A 15012-nucleotide genomic window follows, 5' to 3' on the forward strand; every position below is an offset into this window, starting at 1 on the left:
TAAACAAGAGGCCAACGCACAAAAGCGGCTCATTGTCCTTTAGCTTTGCCTTGAAATGGTTCACTGCAGCGGCAAACACAACACTGTGCTGAAGTAATTTGAAGCACATGAAAAAGAGACATTTTCCATTCAGCGACTTAGCTTAATGGGAAAAGTTGGCAAAAAACTTGCTAAAGCAGGTTATCAATGCAGCAAATTGACGCCGCTGCTGTCATAAGCGCGTCACGTGATTCAACTAAAAGAAGATTATGAATACACATCAGCAAACTCAAACCGCAATCCAAATGCTTTCCTCTGCTTTCGCTCCGTTCGATTGTGTAATCGCTGCGCCCAGCAAGAAAGGCTTTTCATTCATCATCGTCAATGAATTCGGCGTTGCGCGCCATACTCAGCGACTTTACCGTGAGGAATACAGCTGCCCGACTCGTCTGCAGTCCGTTATCGAACGTGCACGTAAAGCCATCAGCGCCTGATCCATTCCCGCCTTACTTTTCCTAATACGATGCCCGACACGCGCCTGACAGGCAGCGTGCAACGGTGCATGCGTGCCAGCGGAATCCTCCCCTTTCCGGCAGGCACAAAAAACCCGTAGCGGTCACAGACGCACTACGGGAAGACGAGGAAACTCTCGCGCGGTTCTACAGGATCTAACGCTTGCGCTTTGCGCGGCGAGCCAGCATGTTCAGGCCTTCGATAACGGCCGAGAATGCCATGGCAGCATAGATATATCCCTTGGGCACATGAGCGCCAAAGCCTTCAGCGATCAGGGTCATGCCGATCATGATCAGAAAGCCCAGCGCCAGCATGACAACCGTGGGATTGTTATTGATGAAGCGCGCCAGCGGATCAGCGGCGACCAACATGACGGTCACCGCGACGATAACGGCGATGATCATAATGGGCACATGCTCGGTCATCCCGACAGCCGTAATAATGCTGTCGATGGAGAAAACCAGATCGAGCATGAGAATCTGGACGATGGCCGAGGTAAACCCGAGGGTAACGGCCTTTTCGCCGCTTTTACCTTCGAATAGGTCGCCTTCTGGGTCAGGATCCACGTTGTGATGGATCTCCTTGGTTGCTTTCCAGAGCAGGAAGAGACCACCTGCTATCAGGATGATATCTTTCCATGAGAAGCCCTTGCCAAAGAGTTCGATCACCGGCTCGGTGAGCTGAACGATCCAGGCAACCGTTCCCAAAAGGCCCAGTCGCATGACCAGCGCCAGGCCTATTCCAATACGCCTGGCCTTTTGCCGATGCTGCTCGGGCAGCTTGTTGGTCAGAATGGAAATAAAGATAAGGTTATCAATACCAAGCACCACTTCCATGGCGATCAGCGTTGCCAAGGCAACCCAGGCGGTAGGATCCGAAATCAACTGCTGGAGGTAATCCATGAACCTTTTTCTCAGAAATAGGAGAGTTAAGGCGCCTATGAGTTACCAAAGGCACCCGGTTACCCTGAACTATAGCCAAAAGAAAGATGTGAAATTTTTGTCGTATCGCTGATTTGTTTTTGTTTCAAATCATTGAGCTAGACATCTGCCCCGGAGATACTCCGGTTTCGATATCGTCGAACGAAACGATCAACATACTCGTCTGCCGGTTCGTTGAGAATGTGCTGCGAGCTTCCCACCTGAATCAGCTGGCCGTCCCGCATGATTGCAATCCGGTTTCCCAGCCTGACCGCCTCGTCCAGATCGTGGGTAATGAACACGATGGTCTTATGCAGGCGCTGCTGTAACTCCAGCAACTGATCTTGCATCTCGGCACGAATCAGTGGATCGAGCGCCGAGAACGCTTCGTCCATGAGGATGATTTCTGTGTCAGCTGCCAACGCCCTGGCCAGCCCGACTCGCTGGCGCATACCGCCTGACAGCTGATGGGGCCATTTGCGCTCATACCCTTTGAGCCCTACCGCTTCAATCCAGTGCTGTGCATGCGTTTCTCGTGCAGTCCGGCTTTCGCCACGCAGTTTCAAGCCGTAGGCCACATTACCCAGTACGGTTTTATGGGGTAACAGCCCGAAGCCCTGGAAAACCATGCTGATCTTGTGGCGCCGGAAATGCCTGAGCTGCTGCATGTCATAGGCCAGTATGTTTTCGCCATCGACTCGGATAGAACCGCTGGTGGGATCAATCAGGCGATTCAAATGCCGAACCAGCGTTGATTTGCCCGAGCCTGACAGCCCCATAATCACAAATATTTCGCCCGCTTCGATGGACAGCGATAGCCCATTGACTCCGACGACACACCCGGTTTCCGCCAGCACCTGATCCTTATCCCGGCCCTGGCGGACCAGCTCAAGCGCTGCGGCTTCGCGACGGCCGAATATCTTATAGACGTTATCGAGCTGAATTTTCATCGCTCGCCCTCATAGCGTGAACGACCATACGCCTGAGTAATGCGATCAATCACGACCGCCAAGATAACAATCGCCAGACCTGCTTCGAGCCCCTTGCCTACGTTGAGCGTCTGGATACCGACCAGAACTTCTTCACCCAAGCCACGTGCACCGATCATCGAAGCGATTACAACCATAGACAATGCCATCATAGTGGTCTGGTTGATACCTGCCATGATGCTAGGCAAGGCCAATGGGAGCTGTACGCCAAACAGCTGTTGCCAGCGATTGGCACCAAAAGCATTGACGGCCTCCATGATTTCCTTGTCGACCTGTCGGATTCCCAGATCGGTCAGACGAATCAGCGGTGGCGCTGCATAAATGACAGTGGCAAAGATAGCCGGCACTTTACCCAAACCAAACAGCATTAGGACAGGAATGAGATACACAAAGCTAGGCATGGTCTGCATGATGTCCAGCAGTGGCAGCAACACCGTACGCAGCCGGTTACTGCGTGCACACAGAATGCCCAAGGGAATGCCGATCAGTACCGCAATCAGTGTCGCGACCAGCATCAGCGCCAAGGTCTGCATGAGCTTGTCCCATAACCCCATGGCGCCCACGAGAAATAGCAGCCCGGTAATGACCGCAGCCGGTATCACACGTCGCGTGGCGTGGTAGGACACAACGGCCACGACCAGCAGAATCAACCACCACGGTGTTGTCCGGAGAGCGCCTTCAAGCCGGACGATTGCCAGTAGAAGCACATCGGAGATCTGGCGGAACATATCGCCATAATTGGCGACCAGAGCGTCTACCCAGCCATTGACCCAGTCAGCAATAGAAAACGTGAGATTGTCAGGAAACATAGACATGCCCGTTTGGTAAAGGTAGGCCCTTCAAACAGGGCCTACCCTCACATGACCTGCGAAAGCCTACAAAGAGGCCTCGATTTCTTGTGCAGCGGCAGCATCAACCCATTCATGCCAGACATCGGGGTGCGCCTTCAGAAAAGCTCTGGCAGCGGTAGGCGCGTCCTGCTTATACTCGGCCTGTTCTGCCAACGCCTTGTTCAACAGGTCAATCGGCACGTTGACCTTTTCCAGAACGGCAACAAGCTCCGGGGCGTTTTCATAAAAAGGTTTGGACAATCCAGCCTGCACCGTTATGGCTTTCTCATCTCCCGGTTTGCTGGCCAGCTTGATGAGATCCGCTCGCCCCAATAGTGGCGTAGGCGACCAGTAATAGGTCAAGATGGGCTGCTTGCGCTTCACGGCCGATAGGATTGCGGCATCCAGTGCCGGCCCTGTGCCAGGGCGAAAATTGGTAAATGTGTCGGCCAATCCATAGCGTTCGAGCATCTCGGTATTTTCCAGCTCGCATGTCCAGCCGGCTGGGCAATTATAAAACCGTCCTTTCCCAGGCTCCTCTGGATCGCGAAACAGCATGGCATATTTAGGCAGATCACTGATGGACTTGAGATCTGGAGCCTTGGCATTCTTGCCCTCCACCAGATAGCGCGGCACGTACCAGCCTTCCGTCGCACCTTTGATGGGTGTACCAACGCCTACTACCTTGCCTGCATCAGCAGCTTTATTCCAGACGTCACTACGACCGATCCACTCTTCAGCAAAAACCTGAATATCATTAGAGGAAAGTGCAGCCTCTAACGTAATCGAGTTACCTGGAATACTATCGGTCTTACAGTCGTAGCCTTCCCTCAAGACTGTCGACATCAGCTCGGTGAGAAGCATCCCGCTTTCCCAGTTCACACCGGCGAACTTGACTGGCTTACCAGACTCACACCAACCGGCTGCCTGCGCGTTGCCTATAACCAGCCCCAGCGCCAAAAGGCCTACCGCCAGGCCATTTCTTGCGTTCATGATCTGCGTCCTTAGCATCCATACGCCTGCCCGGCGCGAAAAGTCGTTACCTATCGAAGCGGCTGTTTTGAGCCTGGATGCCCTCTGCAGTTTCATAAAAACTACAGCGAAACAGGAAAAAGCCTGTCCGGCTACTCATGCAATAATGGGATATCCAGCAGCCATTGCTCGATCACGCTGGGCAAGAATCACCCGATAATCGTCAAGGGAGGCCGGTACAAACGAGCGAATAGCCAGTGTTTCAGCCAGCGCAGGCTGCTCCTGCAGGATTTCGTTCAGCACGTGCTGCATCTGCTGTACCTCTTCCAGACTACGTGACGCTGCGGTAATGATCGGCAACGCAGGCGTCAGCTCCGTGCGGGCAAGAACTCGTGTGCGGGCTAACGTGTCAGGCGCATAACGCTCAAGGTACCCCCAGGTGACGCAATCAATAGCTGTCAATTCCGTCTCGCCGCGGCTGAGTAACTCCAGGCTTGTCACATGGGCACCGCTGGCCTTGACCTCACCAAAGAATCGCCCCTTTTCAGCCATGGGCGCGACCGTCACCCTTAATAAATTCATGCCGCTATTGGAGTCCAGCGCGTTGATGACCACACGCGCACCTCGAAAGGCCTCCAGGGTACTGCGCTCATCATCTGCGTGGATCACGATAAAACTGCGGTGCTGAGCACCTTCACAGCCGCTCAGCTCATAACAAGGCGTTGCTACGATCTGAACCTTGTCGCGCAGGCGCGTCATCACCGGATAGCCGCAGCTCTGAGATAACAACAGGCTCGGTGATGACCATTGCGCCATGAGATCAGCGGGCGCTTCCTCACATTGTTGAATACCCAGATGCGCCAGGACCCGCTCGATAAAGATCTGACCGGCCTCGCGTACCGGTTCAGGCGTAACGTACATGGGCCATGTAGCTAACGATGTCACGGATAAATACTCACTGTGCGTTCAAGGCGGCATCCACCCGCGCCGCGGCATCAGCCGAAAGCCAGGCAGACCATATATCGCGATGTTCCTTGAAGAACGCCAGGCTCATCGCATCGGCATCCTTATGTTTCTCCGACATTTCGGCCAATATGTTGTTGAATAATGGAAGCGGTATTTGCACCTTTTCAAACAGCTGTACAAGCTCAGGTGCCTGGTCATGCAGATCTTTCGAGATGCCGATCGTAATCTTCGCAGGGAGCGAGCGGGACGGTAGAGGACTGGGATTCTTGGAGTCGGAAAGTGTTTCCCAGGCTTGCTGACTGAACGGTGGCTCCTCAAGCTGTATCAGCTTGAAGCGGCCCATCAACGGCGTAGGCGACCAGTAGTAAAACACGATCGGCTCGCCTCTGCGGATAGCCGTACTGATGGCTGCGTCCAGGGCTGGACCGGTTCCAGTACGGAAATTCGTAAAACTGTCAGTTAACTTGTAGGCCTTGAGCTTTTGCGTATTGACGATTTCACAGGTCCAGCCAGTCGGGCAATTATAGAAACGGCCTTTGTCGGGTGATTCAGGATCCTTGAACAGATCCTTGTATCGCGACAAATCCGTTACAGACCTCAGCTCAGGCGCCTTGGCCTCAATCCCACGAGCCGAATCGCCCTTAACCAGATATTCTGGAACCCACCATCCCTCCGTAGCACCCTTGACCGTTTCTCCAACCGAGAACACCTTGCCGGCCTTCTCCGCCTCACGCCAAAAAGGGCTACGGCCAGCCCACTGCTCGCCTGTTACCTGAATATCGTTTTGCGCCAGCGCATTTTCCATCGTTACTGTATTGCCGGGAATCGCATCGGTCTTGCAGCCATAGCCCTTTTCCACCAGAAAGCGCAGCACTTCAGTGGCGAACATGCCGCTCTCCCAGTTGAGACCTGCAAATATCACAGGCTTATCATAGGGACATTTCACCTCATCAGCGTAGGTGTAATGTGTCATACCCAGACTTGTGACAATCGCAAGAATGGACAAAGAGATACGCATGGAAGCTCCTTCATGCTTGGCAACAAGGTCTTCGCCTGTCGCTAAATTGCTCATGCAGCTCGTACTGAGCGGCTACCTCACAGTATTTCAACAATCCGTAACGGTGTAGTCTCAACTCAGCAGTACCACCCGCCCCTGCCAGGTATAACCATTACGGGACGCGATTACGAGCGCTTCACGGTCATGTGGCGCCTGGATAACAATTTCACCATCAGGCAGCCAGAACGTACTACGTCCGGTCGCAAGCCAGCCACCGGTTTCGCCTACATGGTTAGCCAACAGGACAGGAAAGCCATGAATCTGCGCATATGACCTTAGCTGCGCAGTATCAGCTTCAAAACCACCTGGCGTAATCAGAGCGCTGGTGACATAAAGAGAAGCACCCGCCTGAGCCGCACTCGCAGCATGCTCGGGGTGACTTGTGTCGGCACATATGGCCAAGGCTATGCGCTCGTTCTCAAGAAGTAGCAGTGGCCCACCGCTTCCCGCCTGAAATGCCTGGTCTTCACCTTCGTGCAGGTATCGCTTGGTATATAGCACGTCGTCCCGCCCCGCACCTATTACCAGCGCCGCAATAAGCGGCTTCCCTGTCGAACTTAACGGCATGCCTGCCAGGATTGATATGCCTGTCTGAGCAGTAGCCTTACGCAACGGCACCAAGCGAGAGTCATTGGGCAACAACGCATTCTGGCTAGCCGTCTTCCGCTCATACCCTGTCAGTGACAACTCAGGAAAAACAAGAAAGTCGACGCCTTGCCGAGCAGCCTGTTCGATTACACGGACATGGCGCTCGACATTGGCTTGAATGTCATGACCAACCGGCGTGATCTGTGCAGCAGCGATTACGATACCTGTAGAACTCATCGGCACATCCCGGCAAGGTTGGAAGGCCAGAGGATGCCATATAACAAACCCATGACGTCAACATAACGTCCGAGCCATACCCGACAAGACAGGTAGTAAAGGGGTAGAAAGTGATGGGTGCAGTCAGTCCCAAGGCAAGGGCAACAGAATGACTTCTACCCAGTTTTCATAATCCATGCAGATTTCAAGTGTCTCGATAGTTGAGACCATATGAGTCGTCTTGATCTCAGGATCGAAGCGCTTGTTCTGGATAACAGCCTTCCCACCATTGTTGAGCATCATGGCCACAATGATTGGTTCGCTTTCAAAATTGACCAAATGACGAAAAACAGCCTCGTAAATATCCTGAGTGCGACCAGAAGCAGGCGAGTCAATTTCTACCTGGTAAATAGTACCGGCCTTCAAATAGCGATAACTCACAGTAGAGAAATGCATCGGTCAAGCACACCGAAAGACAAGGTTTCTTATCTTACCTGATAGCAATTGGCCATTTATCAAAAAAGCGTAAATCTCCGCAAAAGAAAAAGGCTATTTGCGGGCAAAACTTCAAAATGAACCTGACCGTTTTCAATAGCCGAACAAAAAACAAAGCTTGACTGGACGAACTTGCCGGATAATCAGCTGGTCGATGGTTGAGAATGATCAGAATGGGTTTTCCATGACATTTCCTCTCGTCCGCCACGCTTATCGATCCACTCGGCTTCTAGCCTTTTCCGCTTCGGTTGTTCTGTTGGGTGCCTGTGCCACCGCTACAGACAGATCCGAGATGTGGAGCTATCAAACGGTCCAACAGCATCAGGCGCTTCCACCAGATCAGGCGTACCCAGAATTATTTACAGCAGTACAGCAGCAATGGTTATTCGACGATCAAAAGCATTTTGTCGATGCCCTTCCGCTGAAGCCTCCTGCTACTATCCGGGCGGACTACTTGGCGCAACGAGCCAATCCAGGCTTTGATCTCAAACGCTTTGTGGCGGACAACTTCGAACCATCAGGAGCTGCTGAAACCCAAAAGCCTCAGACAGGTACCGATATCCGTGAACATATCGATAACCTCTGGCCTGTACTCACACGACATTATGAGAAGGTACCGGCATATAGCAGTATGCTGCCACTACCCTACCCCTATGTTGTTCCGGGAGGTCGCTTTCGCGAGCTGTACTATTGGGACTCCTACTTCACCATGCTTGGCCTGGTAGAGAGTGGACAAACGAAGTTGGCACGTCAGATGCTGGATAACTTCGCCTACCTGATCGATACCTATGGCCATATCCCCAATGGCAATCGCACCTACTATCTGAGCCGCTCCCAGCCACCCTTCTTCTCTTATATGGTTGAGCTGGAGGCAAAGACGGAGGGGGATGAAGTCTATCGCCGTTACCTTCCGCAATTGCAAAAGGAATACGCTTATTGGATGGAAGGTTCGCAAACGCTAAAGCCCGGCGAGGCTGCCCAGCACGTTGTTCGTCTGGCTGACGGTACGCTATTCAACCGCTACTGGGATGCCAGCGATACACCTCGCCAGGAATCCTACATGCAAGACAAGGAAACGGCAGCCAAGGCTGCTAATCGCCCGGTCAATGAGGTTTACCGAGACCTGCGAGCCGGGGCAGAAAGCGGCTGGGACTACACGTCACGCTGGCTGGGTGATGGGAAAACTCTCGCGACTATCCGTACAACCGCAATCGTTCCGGTAGACCTCAACAGCCTTCTCTATCATTTGGAAACCACAATTGCTGTTGCTTGTGAAAAGAACGCCATGTCGACTTGTACGCAACGCTACAGCCAGCGTGCAGAAGCGCGAAAGGCTGCCATAGAGAAACACCTGTGGAACAACAAGGGCTATTACGCTGACTACGATTGGCAGAAGAATCAACTCAGCGATCAGATCACAGCCGCTACGCTCTATCCTCTTTATGCAGGGATCGCCAATTCCGATAGAGCCCGGCAAACCGCATTGACTGTTGAAAAGAATCTGGTCAAAACCGGTGGGCTTGTCACTACGCAAATCCATAACGGACAGCAGTGGGACTCTCCCAATGGCTGGGCTCCGCTTCAATGGATCGCCGTAGAAGGCTTGCGCCGCTATGACCAGCAGGATCTAGCCAGAACCATCGGCCAGGGTTTCCTTGATCAGGTGCAGACGCTGTTCACCAAAGAGCACAAATTGGTCGAGAAATATGATGTGGAGGGTTCAAGCCAGGGAGGTGGCGGTGGTGAGTACAAACTGCAGGATGGCTTTGGCTGGACCAACGGTGTCACGCTGAAACTACTCGACCTCTATCAGCAACCACCAGCTAATGCGCAACCCTGACACCATTAACCAAAGGGCAAGTCTATCTCTTTGCCCTTTGGTTGCCTCGCTAGGCATGGACGTCCTGGCTTTTCACAGCTTTCGTTCCTATCGCCTAGGCTGAGCAATACACCCGTTACCGGAGCGCCCATGATCGACACGACTTCCCACAATATCGCTGACCTGAAACAACACCTTTCTAATGCGTTGGACGAAGGTGTAAATGAAATCAAAGCGCATCAGGAGGAAGGTCTCGATATCCCGGAGGCCATGCATGAGCGCCTGATCCGTATCCGCTCAATGCAAGAATCCCTTGAAAAAGGAGAAGACATACGTCTTGAGCTCGAACACTTCGAGGCGTGGAAAAAAGAAAATAATTTGATTTGAGCTGTATAGAAATAAAAAAGCCCCGCAGCATAACTGCGGGGCTTTTTAGTATGGCGGAGAGATAGGGATTTGAACCCTAGGAGCCATTGCTGACTCAACGGATTTCGAATCCGTCCCGTTCGGCCACTCCGGCACCTCTCCAATGCAGCGCATGATAACAGCTGAAATGCATCAGGCGAAGCCTTGAATGCAAAATTTCTACCATTATCAGGCGTTTGCAAAAGTCGCCTGCCAACCTTAGAGCGGTACGCCTAGGCGGTTAGCCACTTCTTCATAGGCCTCGATAACGTCCCCCAGCCCTTGGCGAAAGCGATCCTTGTCCATCTTCTTACGGGTTTCCTTATCCCATAGACGGCAGCCATCAGGGCTGAATTCATCGCCCAGCACAATCTGGCCATGGTGCACACCAAACTCCAGCTTGAAATCCACCAGCAGCAGCCCTGCGTCATCGAACAGCTTTTTCAGCACGTCGTTCACCTGGAACGTCAGCTCTTTCATGCGAGACAGCTGTTCAGGCGTAGCCCAACCAAATGCATAGACATGGGTTTCGTTGATAAAGGGATCGTGCAACGCATCATTCTTGAGGAACAGCTCAAACGTGGGCGGGGAAAGCTCCAGCCCTTCCTCAACACCCAGACGACGCACTAGGCTACCAGCAGCATAGTTACGAACCACACACTCCACAGGAATCATGTCGAGCTTTTTAACCAGACATTCATTGTCCGCAAGCAACGCATCGAATTGGGTTGGAATCCCTGCGGCCTCAAGCTTTTGCATGATGAAGGCGTTGAACTTGTTGTTCACCATGCCTTTACGATCAAGCTGCTCTACCTTTTGACCGTCGAACGCAGACGTATCATTGCGAAAGAGAAGAATGAGACGGTCCGGGTTGTCCGTCGTGAACACAGACTTGGCTTTGCCGCGGTAGAGTTCGGTGCGTTTTTCCATGATGGCTCCGCTTTTAAATAATCGAAGGTTCAGGCAATGAGCTGCCAACCAAGACCTTCGTGCTGATCGGCGACCTGCAGCCAGTCCGCATCGCACCCCAGGGTGTCGACGAACGTTTGCCGAGCCAGATGCGGCCGATTGTTCTTTTCACTCAGATGCGCCAACACAAGATGCTGCAGGGCATCGCATTGCAAGCGGCAAACCAGCGAGGCCGCCTGCTGATTACTTAAATGACCGTGTGATCCACTGACCCGCGCTTTCAGAAAATAGGGATACAAACCTTCATCCAGCATTTGCCGGTCGTGGTTCGCCTCGATCACTAGGGCGTCCAGATCACGATAACACTCCAGTACTGTCGTTGTAGCCTCGCCCAGATCGGTAAGTACACCCAAGCGACGCCGGCCATCAAAGAAGACGAACTGTGTCGGATCGTATGCATCATGAGACACAGGAACGCTTTTGATCTCAATGGCTTCTAACTCGAGCGTATCGCCTGCTGCCAGTACCGTTGTAGCAGCAATAGGCTTGCGTAAGCCGCGCACTGTACCCTCGGTCAGATAAACCGGAATCCCATAACGACGCGATAACAGCTCGACCCCATGAACATGGTCGGAATGCTCATGGGTAACGAGAATGGCATCAAGTTGTGTAGGTTCGACGCCCAGGCGAGCCAGGCGTCTTATCGTTTCACGTAGCGGAAAACCGCAATCGATCAGTATGTAGGTGTTATGGCTGTGAACCAGGGTTGAATTCCCCCGACTCCCGCTGCCTAGGACCGCGAAGCGCATATTGCATGCTCGTCTGTAGCTTTTTCAGCACCGTCTCGGCCATATCGGCTGGCGCTACGGTGTTGATGTCTTTATCCAGCGTGACTTGAACAGCATCGCCTACATTGGTCAGACGAACCTGATAACGCTCGGCACGAGCGTTTTCTTCTTCCTTGGAGGGCTCATGACCAAACAGGCGCTTGAAGAACCCAGGTTTGTCCTCGTTGGGCTTGCGTGCACCCTCAGCCAGATTGATGTAGTACACCCCCAAGCTACGGTCCATATCGTCAACGCGTATGTTAGCGCCTTCCAGGGCACGACCGACACTGGACCAGGCACGATCAAAGTCGCTCGTCAGGCTCAGCATCGGGTCGCCATTGCCATCTCTCGTATAGGAGACCCGCTCAGGCGTATCGTAGGAACCAGCAGCCAACAGAGATACTGAACCACCTTGGGTATCGGCACTTGCCAGACTGGTTACCATTTCATTCAGCAGGGCTGCATCGAAGGCCGATGTATCAGAGCGAGAAGACCAGTTCGGCTCACTGCTGCTGCCAGTCTTGCGCGTCTGGCTTTGTACAAAGATTTCACTGGTGTTGCTGGAAACCCCTGGCTCGATCCGCACCCGAATACGTGTTTCGGAGCCCGGCTCGATATCACCACCTGTGCTCAAGCTGCGAGCCAACGGTGTCGTCAGGTCGGTCAAAGGTTGCCAGCGTGTCGTGAACTCACCGGTCTGCGGACGTGCCTCACCAATCACGAAGCCATTATCGGTAAAGAACTGATTGGCCACCGGCCAGATCTCGGCAGGCTGCTTTTGAGCGACAACCCAGCGGGCCTTACCATTGCGCTGCAGGCTATAGCTACCCGTATCAGCCTGGACAGCCAATGCTTGAGGCCGTGGAGCCTCGAACTCTGCAGGATGGTCCTGGGTATCCGCTACGTTAGCGGGAATGGGTAGCAGGGGCTGCAAGGACTTGGCCTGAACATCAGTCGGAACCTGCATCGGAGCCGTTTGACGCGACTCCAGATAATCATTACTGCGATCACGAAAATACCCGTGCTCGCCCCATAGCCAGCCACACCCACTGGTCGTGCTGATTACTACGGCAAGTGTTGTTAGTCCAGCCAGTCGCTTCATGCGTAAATTCTCCATCAGGCCAGCACACCGGACTGACGCATTGCCTGGCGAAGCGGCTCATGACAGCGCGGACTCAACCAGGTCAGAGGAAGACGGATACCCTCAGGCATCATTCCCATTTCATGCAACGCCCACTTGACCGGGATCGGATTGGACTCAATGAACAGGTTCTTGTGCAGAGGCATCAATTTTTCATTAAGCGCACGAGCAGTCTCGGCGTCGCCACGCAGGGCAGCCGCGCAAAGTTCGCTCATGTCACGGGGCGCCACGTTGGCTGTAACAGAAATATTGCCTTTGCCGCCCATCAACATCAGTTCAACAGCCGTGGCATCATCACCGGAGTACAGCATGAAATCGCTGCTCACACGATCCAGAATGTCACGGGCGCGCTGCAAATCGCCTGTCGCTTCCTTGATACCAACGATATTCGGCACTGTCGAAAGCCGTTCTACCGTCTCGGCCAACATGTCACAGGCCGTACGCCCGGGCACATTGTAAAGGATCTGGGGAATCGCTACGGATTCGGCGATATGCCGGAAATGCTGATAGAGGCCTTCCTGAGTAGGCTTGTTGTAGTAAGGCGTAACCAGCAGGCAAGCGTCCGCACCTGCATCCTTGGCCGCCTGCGTCAGATCAACCGCCTCACGCGTGGAATTGCCGCCCGTCCCTGCAATGACGGGAATACGGCCAGCCACCTGTTTGACTACACGGCGAATGACCTCGGTGTGTTCTTCTACATCCAGAGTGGCGGACTCGCCAGTTGTTCCGACCGCAACGATGGCATTGGTGCCTTCGGTCAGATGAAAATCAACCAGCTTGGTCAGGCTGGACCAGTCCAGATGCCCCTGTGCATCCATGGGCGTGACCAGCGCCACCATACTGCCTGTGATCATGCAACCGCTCCTGCCGAGAAAAGAGAGCCGTAATGGTACTGACGCTACCAGCCTTGCACAAGCCAAGCTCCGGTAAGGCATTCCCCAACAACGCGCTTTTCGCTACCCTTCGGTTTTGGCCGGTCTACCGGTTTCATCATCAGGAAACACTGAATGTCTGCTACACCACCGCCTCGTGAGCAATTTCTAGTTATCAGTGCGCTGGGCTCCAACCCTATGGAGCTAACCAATGTGCTCTATCGCACGTGTTTGGAAAGCCGCTGCGCGGTCGTCAGCAGCCGCCTGAGCCGACACGGCGAATTCAGCGCACTGATCCTTCAAGTGTCCGGCAACTGGGACGGCCTGGCTCGACTGGAGTCCAGTTTACCTGCTCTGGCAAAGCGACAAGGTTTCACGATTGGTGTAACACGTAGCGCAGCGTTGGAAAACCGAGCGCAAGCCCTACCGTACGTCGTTTATGTCAGTGCGGCCTATCGCTCGGATATTCTCAATGAACTCTGCCAGTTCTTTACCGACCATCGCATAGAGGTAGAAAGCCTGGTTTGCGATACTTATCAGGCGCCCCAGACAGGCGGCACCATGCTGACAGCGACCATTACGGTCATTCTGCCAGCCGGTACTCAGATCAGTTGGCTACGGGATCAATTCTTGGACTTTGCGGACGCACTGAACCTTGACGCGCTGATCGAGCCCTGGCGACCTCAGAACCCGTAATCCAGTAAGCTAAGTGAAGAAACGAACATGACAGTTACCGTTGATCAACCCGTTCCCGATTTCATAGCGGCTGCTACTGGCGGAAAGGACCTGTCGCTTGACACGTTCAGGGGTCGGCAGGTTGTATTGTATTTTTATCCCAAAGACAGCACGCCGGGCTGCACAACCCAAGGCCAGGGGTTTCGCGATCATTACGAAGCATTCCAGGCTGCCAATACCGTAATAATTGGTGTCTCCCGCGACGGCATCAAGTCCCATGAAAACTTCAAAGCCAAGCAGGCATTTCCATTCGATCTGATCAGTGACAAATCAGAAGCGTTGTGTACGCTGTTTGATGTGATCAAATTGAAGAAGCTGTACGGCAAGGAGTATATGGGAGTCGACCGCAGTACCTTCCTGATCGACAAGGAAGGGATTCTTCGCCGGGAATGGCGTGGGGTAAAGGTCCCGGGACACGTGGAAGACGTTCTAGCAGAGGCCCAGGCCCTGAACAGTTGATTTCCAAGGGAGGCTTCTGCCTCCCTGCACTTCATGCCTTGCGCAACCAATAATGAAATACGTTTTCCTGTGCCTGCTCGCCGATCAATGCATGCCCTGACAACTGGGCAAAGGTCCTGAAATCACGCTGCGAGCCGGCATCCGTTGCCGTGACCTTCAATACCGAGCCAGAGGCCAAGCGGTTCAGTTCCATTTTGGCTTTCAGCAATGGCAGTGGGCAACTTAATCCACTGGCATCCAGCTCCGCATCACACGGCCCTGTATAAGTACTGGATTCACTCATAAGAAAACTCCATAAATCCCAAGGATAACGTTCACGG

At 53.4% G+C, this 15012-nt stretch carries 18 protein-coding genes and 1 tRNA gene; 5 read left to right on the forward strand and 14 right to left on the reverse strand.

Going from position 1 to position 15012, the window contains the following annotated elements; all coding sequences use genetic code 11:
- Positions 1-248: 248 nt before the first annotated feature.
- Entirely contained in the window at positions 249-473 is a 225-nt protein-coding gene (locus HMPREF1487_RS03215; RefSeq protein WP_010795154.1) for a hypothetical protein, read from the forward strand.
- A gap of 174 nt (positions 474-647) precedes the next feature.
- Here the strand turns inward: HMPREF1487_RS03215 and HMPREF1487_RS03220 are convergent, their stop codons facing one another.
- From HMPREF1487_RS03220 to HMPREF1487_RS03255, 8 genes are all read right to left on the reverse strand, one after another.
- Positions 648-1394 carry a TerC family protein gene (locus tag HMPREF1487_RS03220; RefSeq protein WP_010795155.1) on the reverse strand — a complete coding sequence of 249 codons (747 nt, stop codon included), beginning with the start codon at positions 1392-1394 and terminating at the stop codon, positions 648-650.
- 137 nt (positions 1395-1531) lie between these two features.
- Complete coding sequence (locus tag HMPREF1487_RS03225; RefSeq protein WP_010795156.1) at positions 1532-2362, reverse strand: quaternary amine ABC transporter ATP-binding protein; 831 nt, start codon at positions 2360-2362, stop codon at positions 1532-1534.
- The gene (locus tag HMPREF1487_RS03230) at positions 2359-3210 is read right to left on the reverse strand and encodes an ABC transporter permease (protein WP_010795157.1); all 852 of its coding nucleotides are present in this window, start codon (positions 3208-3210) and stop codon (positions 2359-2361) included. The genes HMPREF1487_RS03225 and HMPREF1487_RS03230 overlap by 4 nt, the downstream gene beginning before the upstream one ends.
- A 66-nt stretch (positions 3211-3276) precedes the next feature.
- Entirely contained in the window at positions 3277-4224 is a 948-nt protein-coding gene (locus HMPREF1487_RS03235) for an ABC transporter substrate-binding protein (RefSeq protein WP_010795158.1), read from the reverse strand.
- A 135-nt stretch (positions 4225-4359) separates the two neighbouring features.
- Entirely contained in the window at positions 4360-5148 is a 789-nt protein-coding gene (locus HMPREF1487_RS03240; protein ID WP_125912864.1) for a phosphate/phosphite/phosphonate ABC transporter substrate-binding protein, read from the reverse strand.
- A gap of 10 nt (positions 5149-5158) precedes the next feature.
- Positions 5159-6187 (reverse strand): ABC transporter substrate-binding protein, encoded by a 1029-nt coding sequence (locus tag HMPREF1487_RS03245; RefSeq protein WP_010795160.1) that lies wholly within the window; start codon positions 6185-6187, stop codon positions 5159-5161.
- Positions 6188-6298: 111 nt separating this feature from the next.
- On the reverse strand, positions 6299-7051 hold the full coding sequence (locus tag HMPREF1487_RS03250) for a carbon-nitrogen hydrolase family protein (protein WP_010795161.1): 753 nt from the start codon (positions 7049-7051) through the stop codon (positions 6299-6301).
- A 123-nt stretch (positions 7052-7174) separates the two neighbouring features.
- A complete protein-coding gene (locus tag HMPREF1487_RS03255; protein ID WP_010795162.1) occupies positions 7175-7486 on the reverse strand; it encodes a hypothetical protein in 312 nt (103 codons plus the stop codon).
- 223 nt (positions 7487-7709) lie between these two features.
- On the opposite strand from HMPREF1487_RS03255, the gene treA reads away from it, so the two are divergent.
- Complete coding sequence (treA, locus tag HMPREF1487_RS03260) at positions 7710-9365, forward strand: alpha,alpha-trehalase TreA (RefSeq protein ID WP_037030426.1); 1656 nt, start codon at positions 7710-7712, stop codon at positions 9363-9365.
- 129 nt (positions 9366-9494) lie between these two features.
- Positions 9495-9731 carry a hypothetical protein gene (locus HMPREF1487_RS03265; RefSeq protein WP_010795164.1) on the forward strand — a complete coding sequence of 79 codons (237 nt, stop codon included), beginning with the start codon at positions 9495-9497 and terminating at the stop codon, positions 9729-9731.
- A 51-nt stretch (positions 9732-9782) separates the two neighbouring features.
- Here HMPREF1487_RS03265 and HMPREF1487_RS03270 read toward each other — a convergent pair.
- From HMPREF1487_RS03270 to dapA, 5 genes are all read right to left on the reverse strand, one after another.
- Positions 9783-9872, reverse strand: a tRNA-Ser gene (locus HMPREF1487_RS03270).
- A gap of 96 nt (positions 9873-9968) precedes the next feature.
- A complete protein-coding gene (gene purC, locus HMPREF1487_RS03275) occupies positions 9969-10679 on the reverse strand; it encodes a phosphoribosylaminoimidazolesuccinocarboxamide synthase (RefSeq protein WP_010795165.1) in 711 nt (236 codons plus the stop codon).
- A gap of 29 nt (positions 10680-10708) precedes the next feature.
- Positions 10709-11467: an MBL fold metallo-hydrolase gene (locus HMPREF1487_RS03280; protein ID WP_010795166.1), complete on the reverse strand. Its 759-nt coding sequence runs from the start codon at positions 11465-11467 to the stop codon at positions 10709-10711.
- On the reverse strand, positions 11406-12587 hold the full coding sequence (gene bamC, locus HMPREF1487_RS03285) for an outer membrane protein assembly factor BamC (protein WP_010795167.1): 1182 nt from the start codon (positions 12585-12587) through the stop codon (positions 11406-11408). The genes HMPREF1487_RS03280 and bamC overlap by 62 nt, the downstream gene beginning before the upstream one ends.
- A gap of 14 nt (positions 12588-12601) precedes the next feature.
- Positions 12602-13480: a 4-hydroxy-tetrahydrodipicolinate synthase gene (gene dapA / locus HMPREF1487_RS03290; protein ID WP_010795168.1), complete on the reverse strand. Its 879-nt coding sequence runs from the start codon at positions 13478-13480 to the stop codon at positions 12602-12604.
- A 153-nt stretch (positions 13481-13633) separates the two neighbouring features.
- On the opposite strand from dapA, the gene HMPREF1487_RS03295 reads away from it, so the two are divergent.
- Both HMPREF1487_RS03295 and HMPREF1487_RS03300 read left to right on the forward strand, forming a co-directional pair.
- Positions 13634-14194, forward strand: coding sequence for a glycine cleavage system transcriptional repressor (locus HMPREF1487_RS03295; RefSeq protein ID WP_010795170.1), 561 nt, complete (start codon positions 13634-13636; stop codon positions 14192-14194).
- Between the two features lie 27 nt (positions 14195-14221).
- Complete coding sequence (locus tag HMPREF1487_RS03300) at positions 14222-14692, forward strand: peroxiredoxin (protein ID WP_010795171.1); 471 nt, start codon at positions 14222-14224, stop codon at positions 14690-14692.
- A gap of 31 nt (positions 14693-14723) precedes the next feature.
- Here HMPREF1487_RS03300 and HMPREF1487_RS03305 read toward each other — a convergent pair whose 3' ends face one another.
- The gene (locus HMPREF1487_RS03305) at positions 14724-14975 is read right to left on the reverse strand and encodes a sulfurtransferase TusA family protein (protein WP_010795172.1); all 252 of its coding nucleotides are present in this window, start codon (positions 14973-14975) and stop codon (positions 14724-14726) included.
- Positions 14976-15012 lie beyond the last annotated feature (37 nt).

The sequence above is a fragment of the Pseudomonas sp. HPB0071 genome, from assembly GCF_000478505.2.
Classification (GTDB): Bacteria; Pseudomonadota; Gammaproteobacteria; order Pseudomonadales; family Pseudomonadaceae; genus Chryseomonas; species Chryseomonas luteola.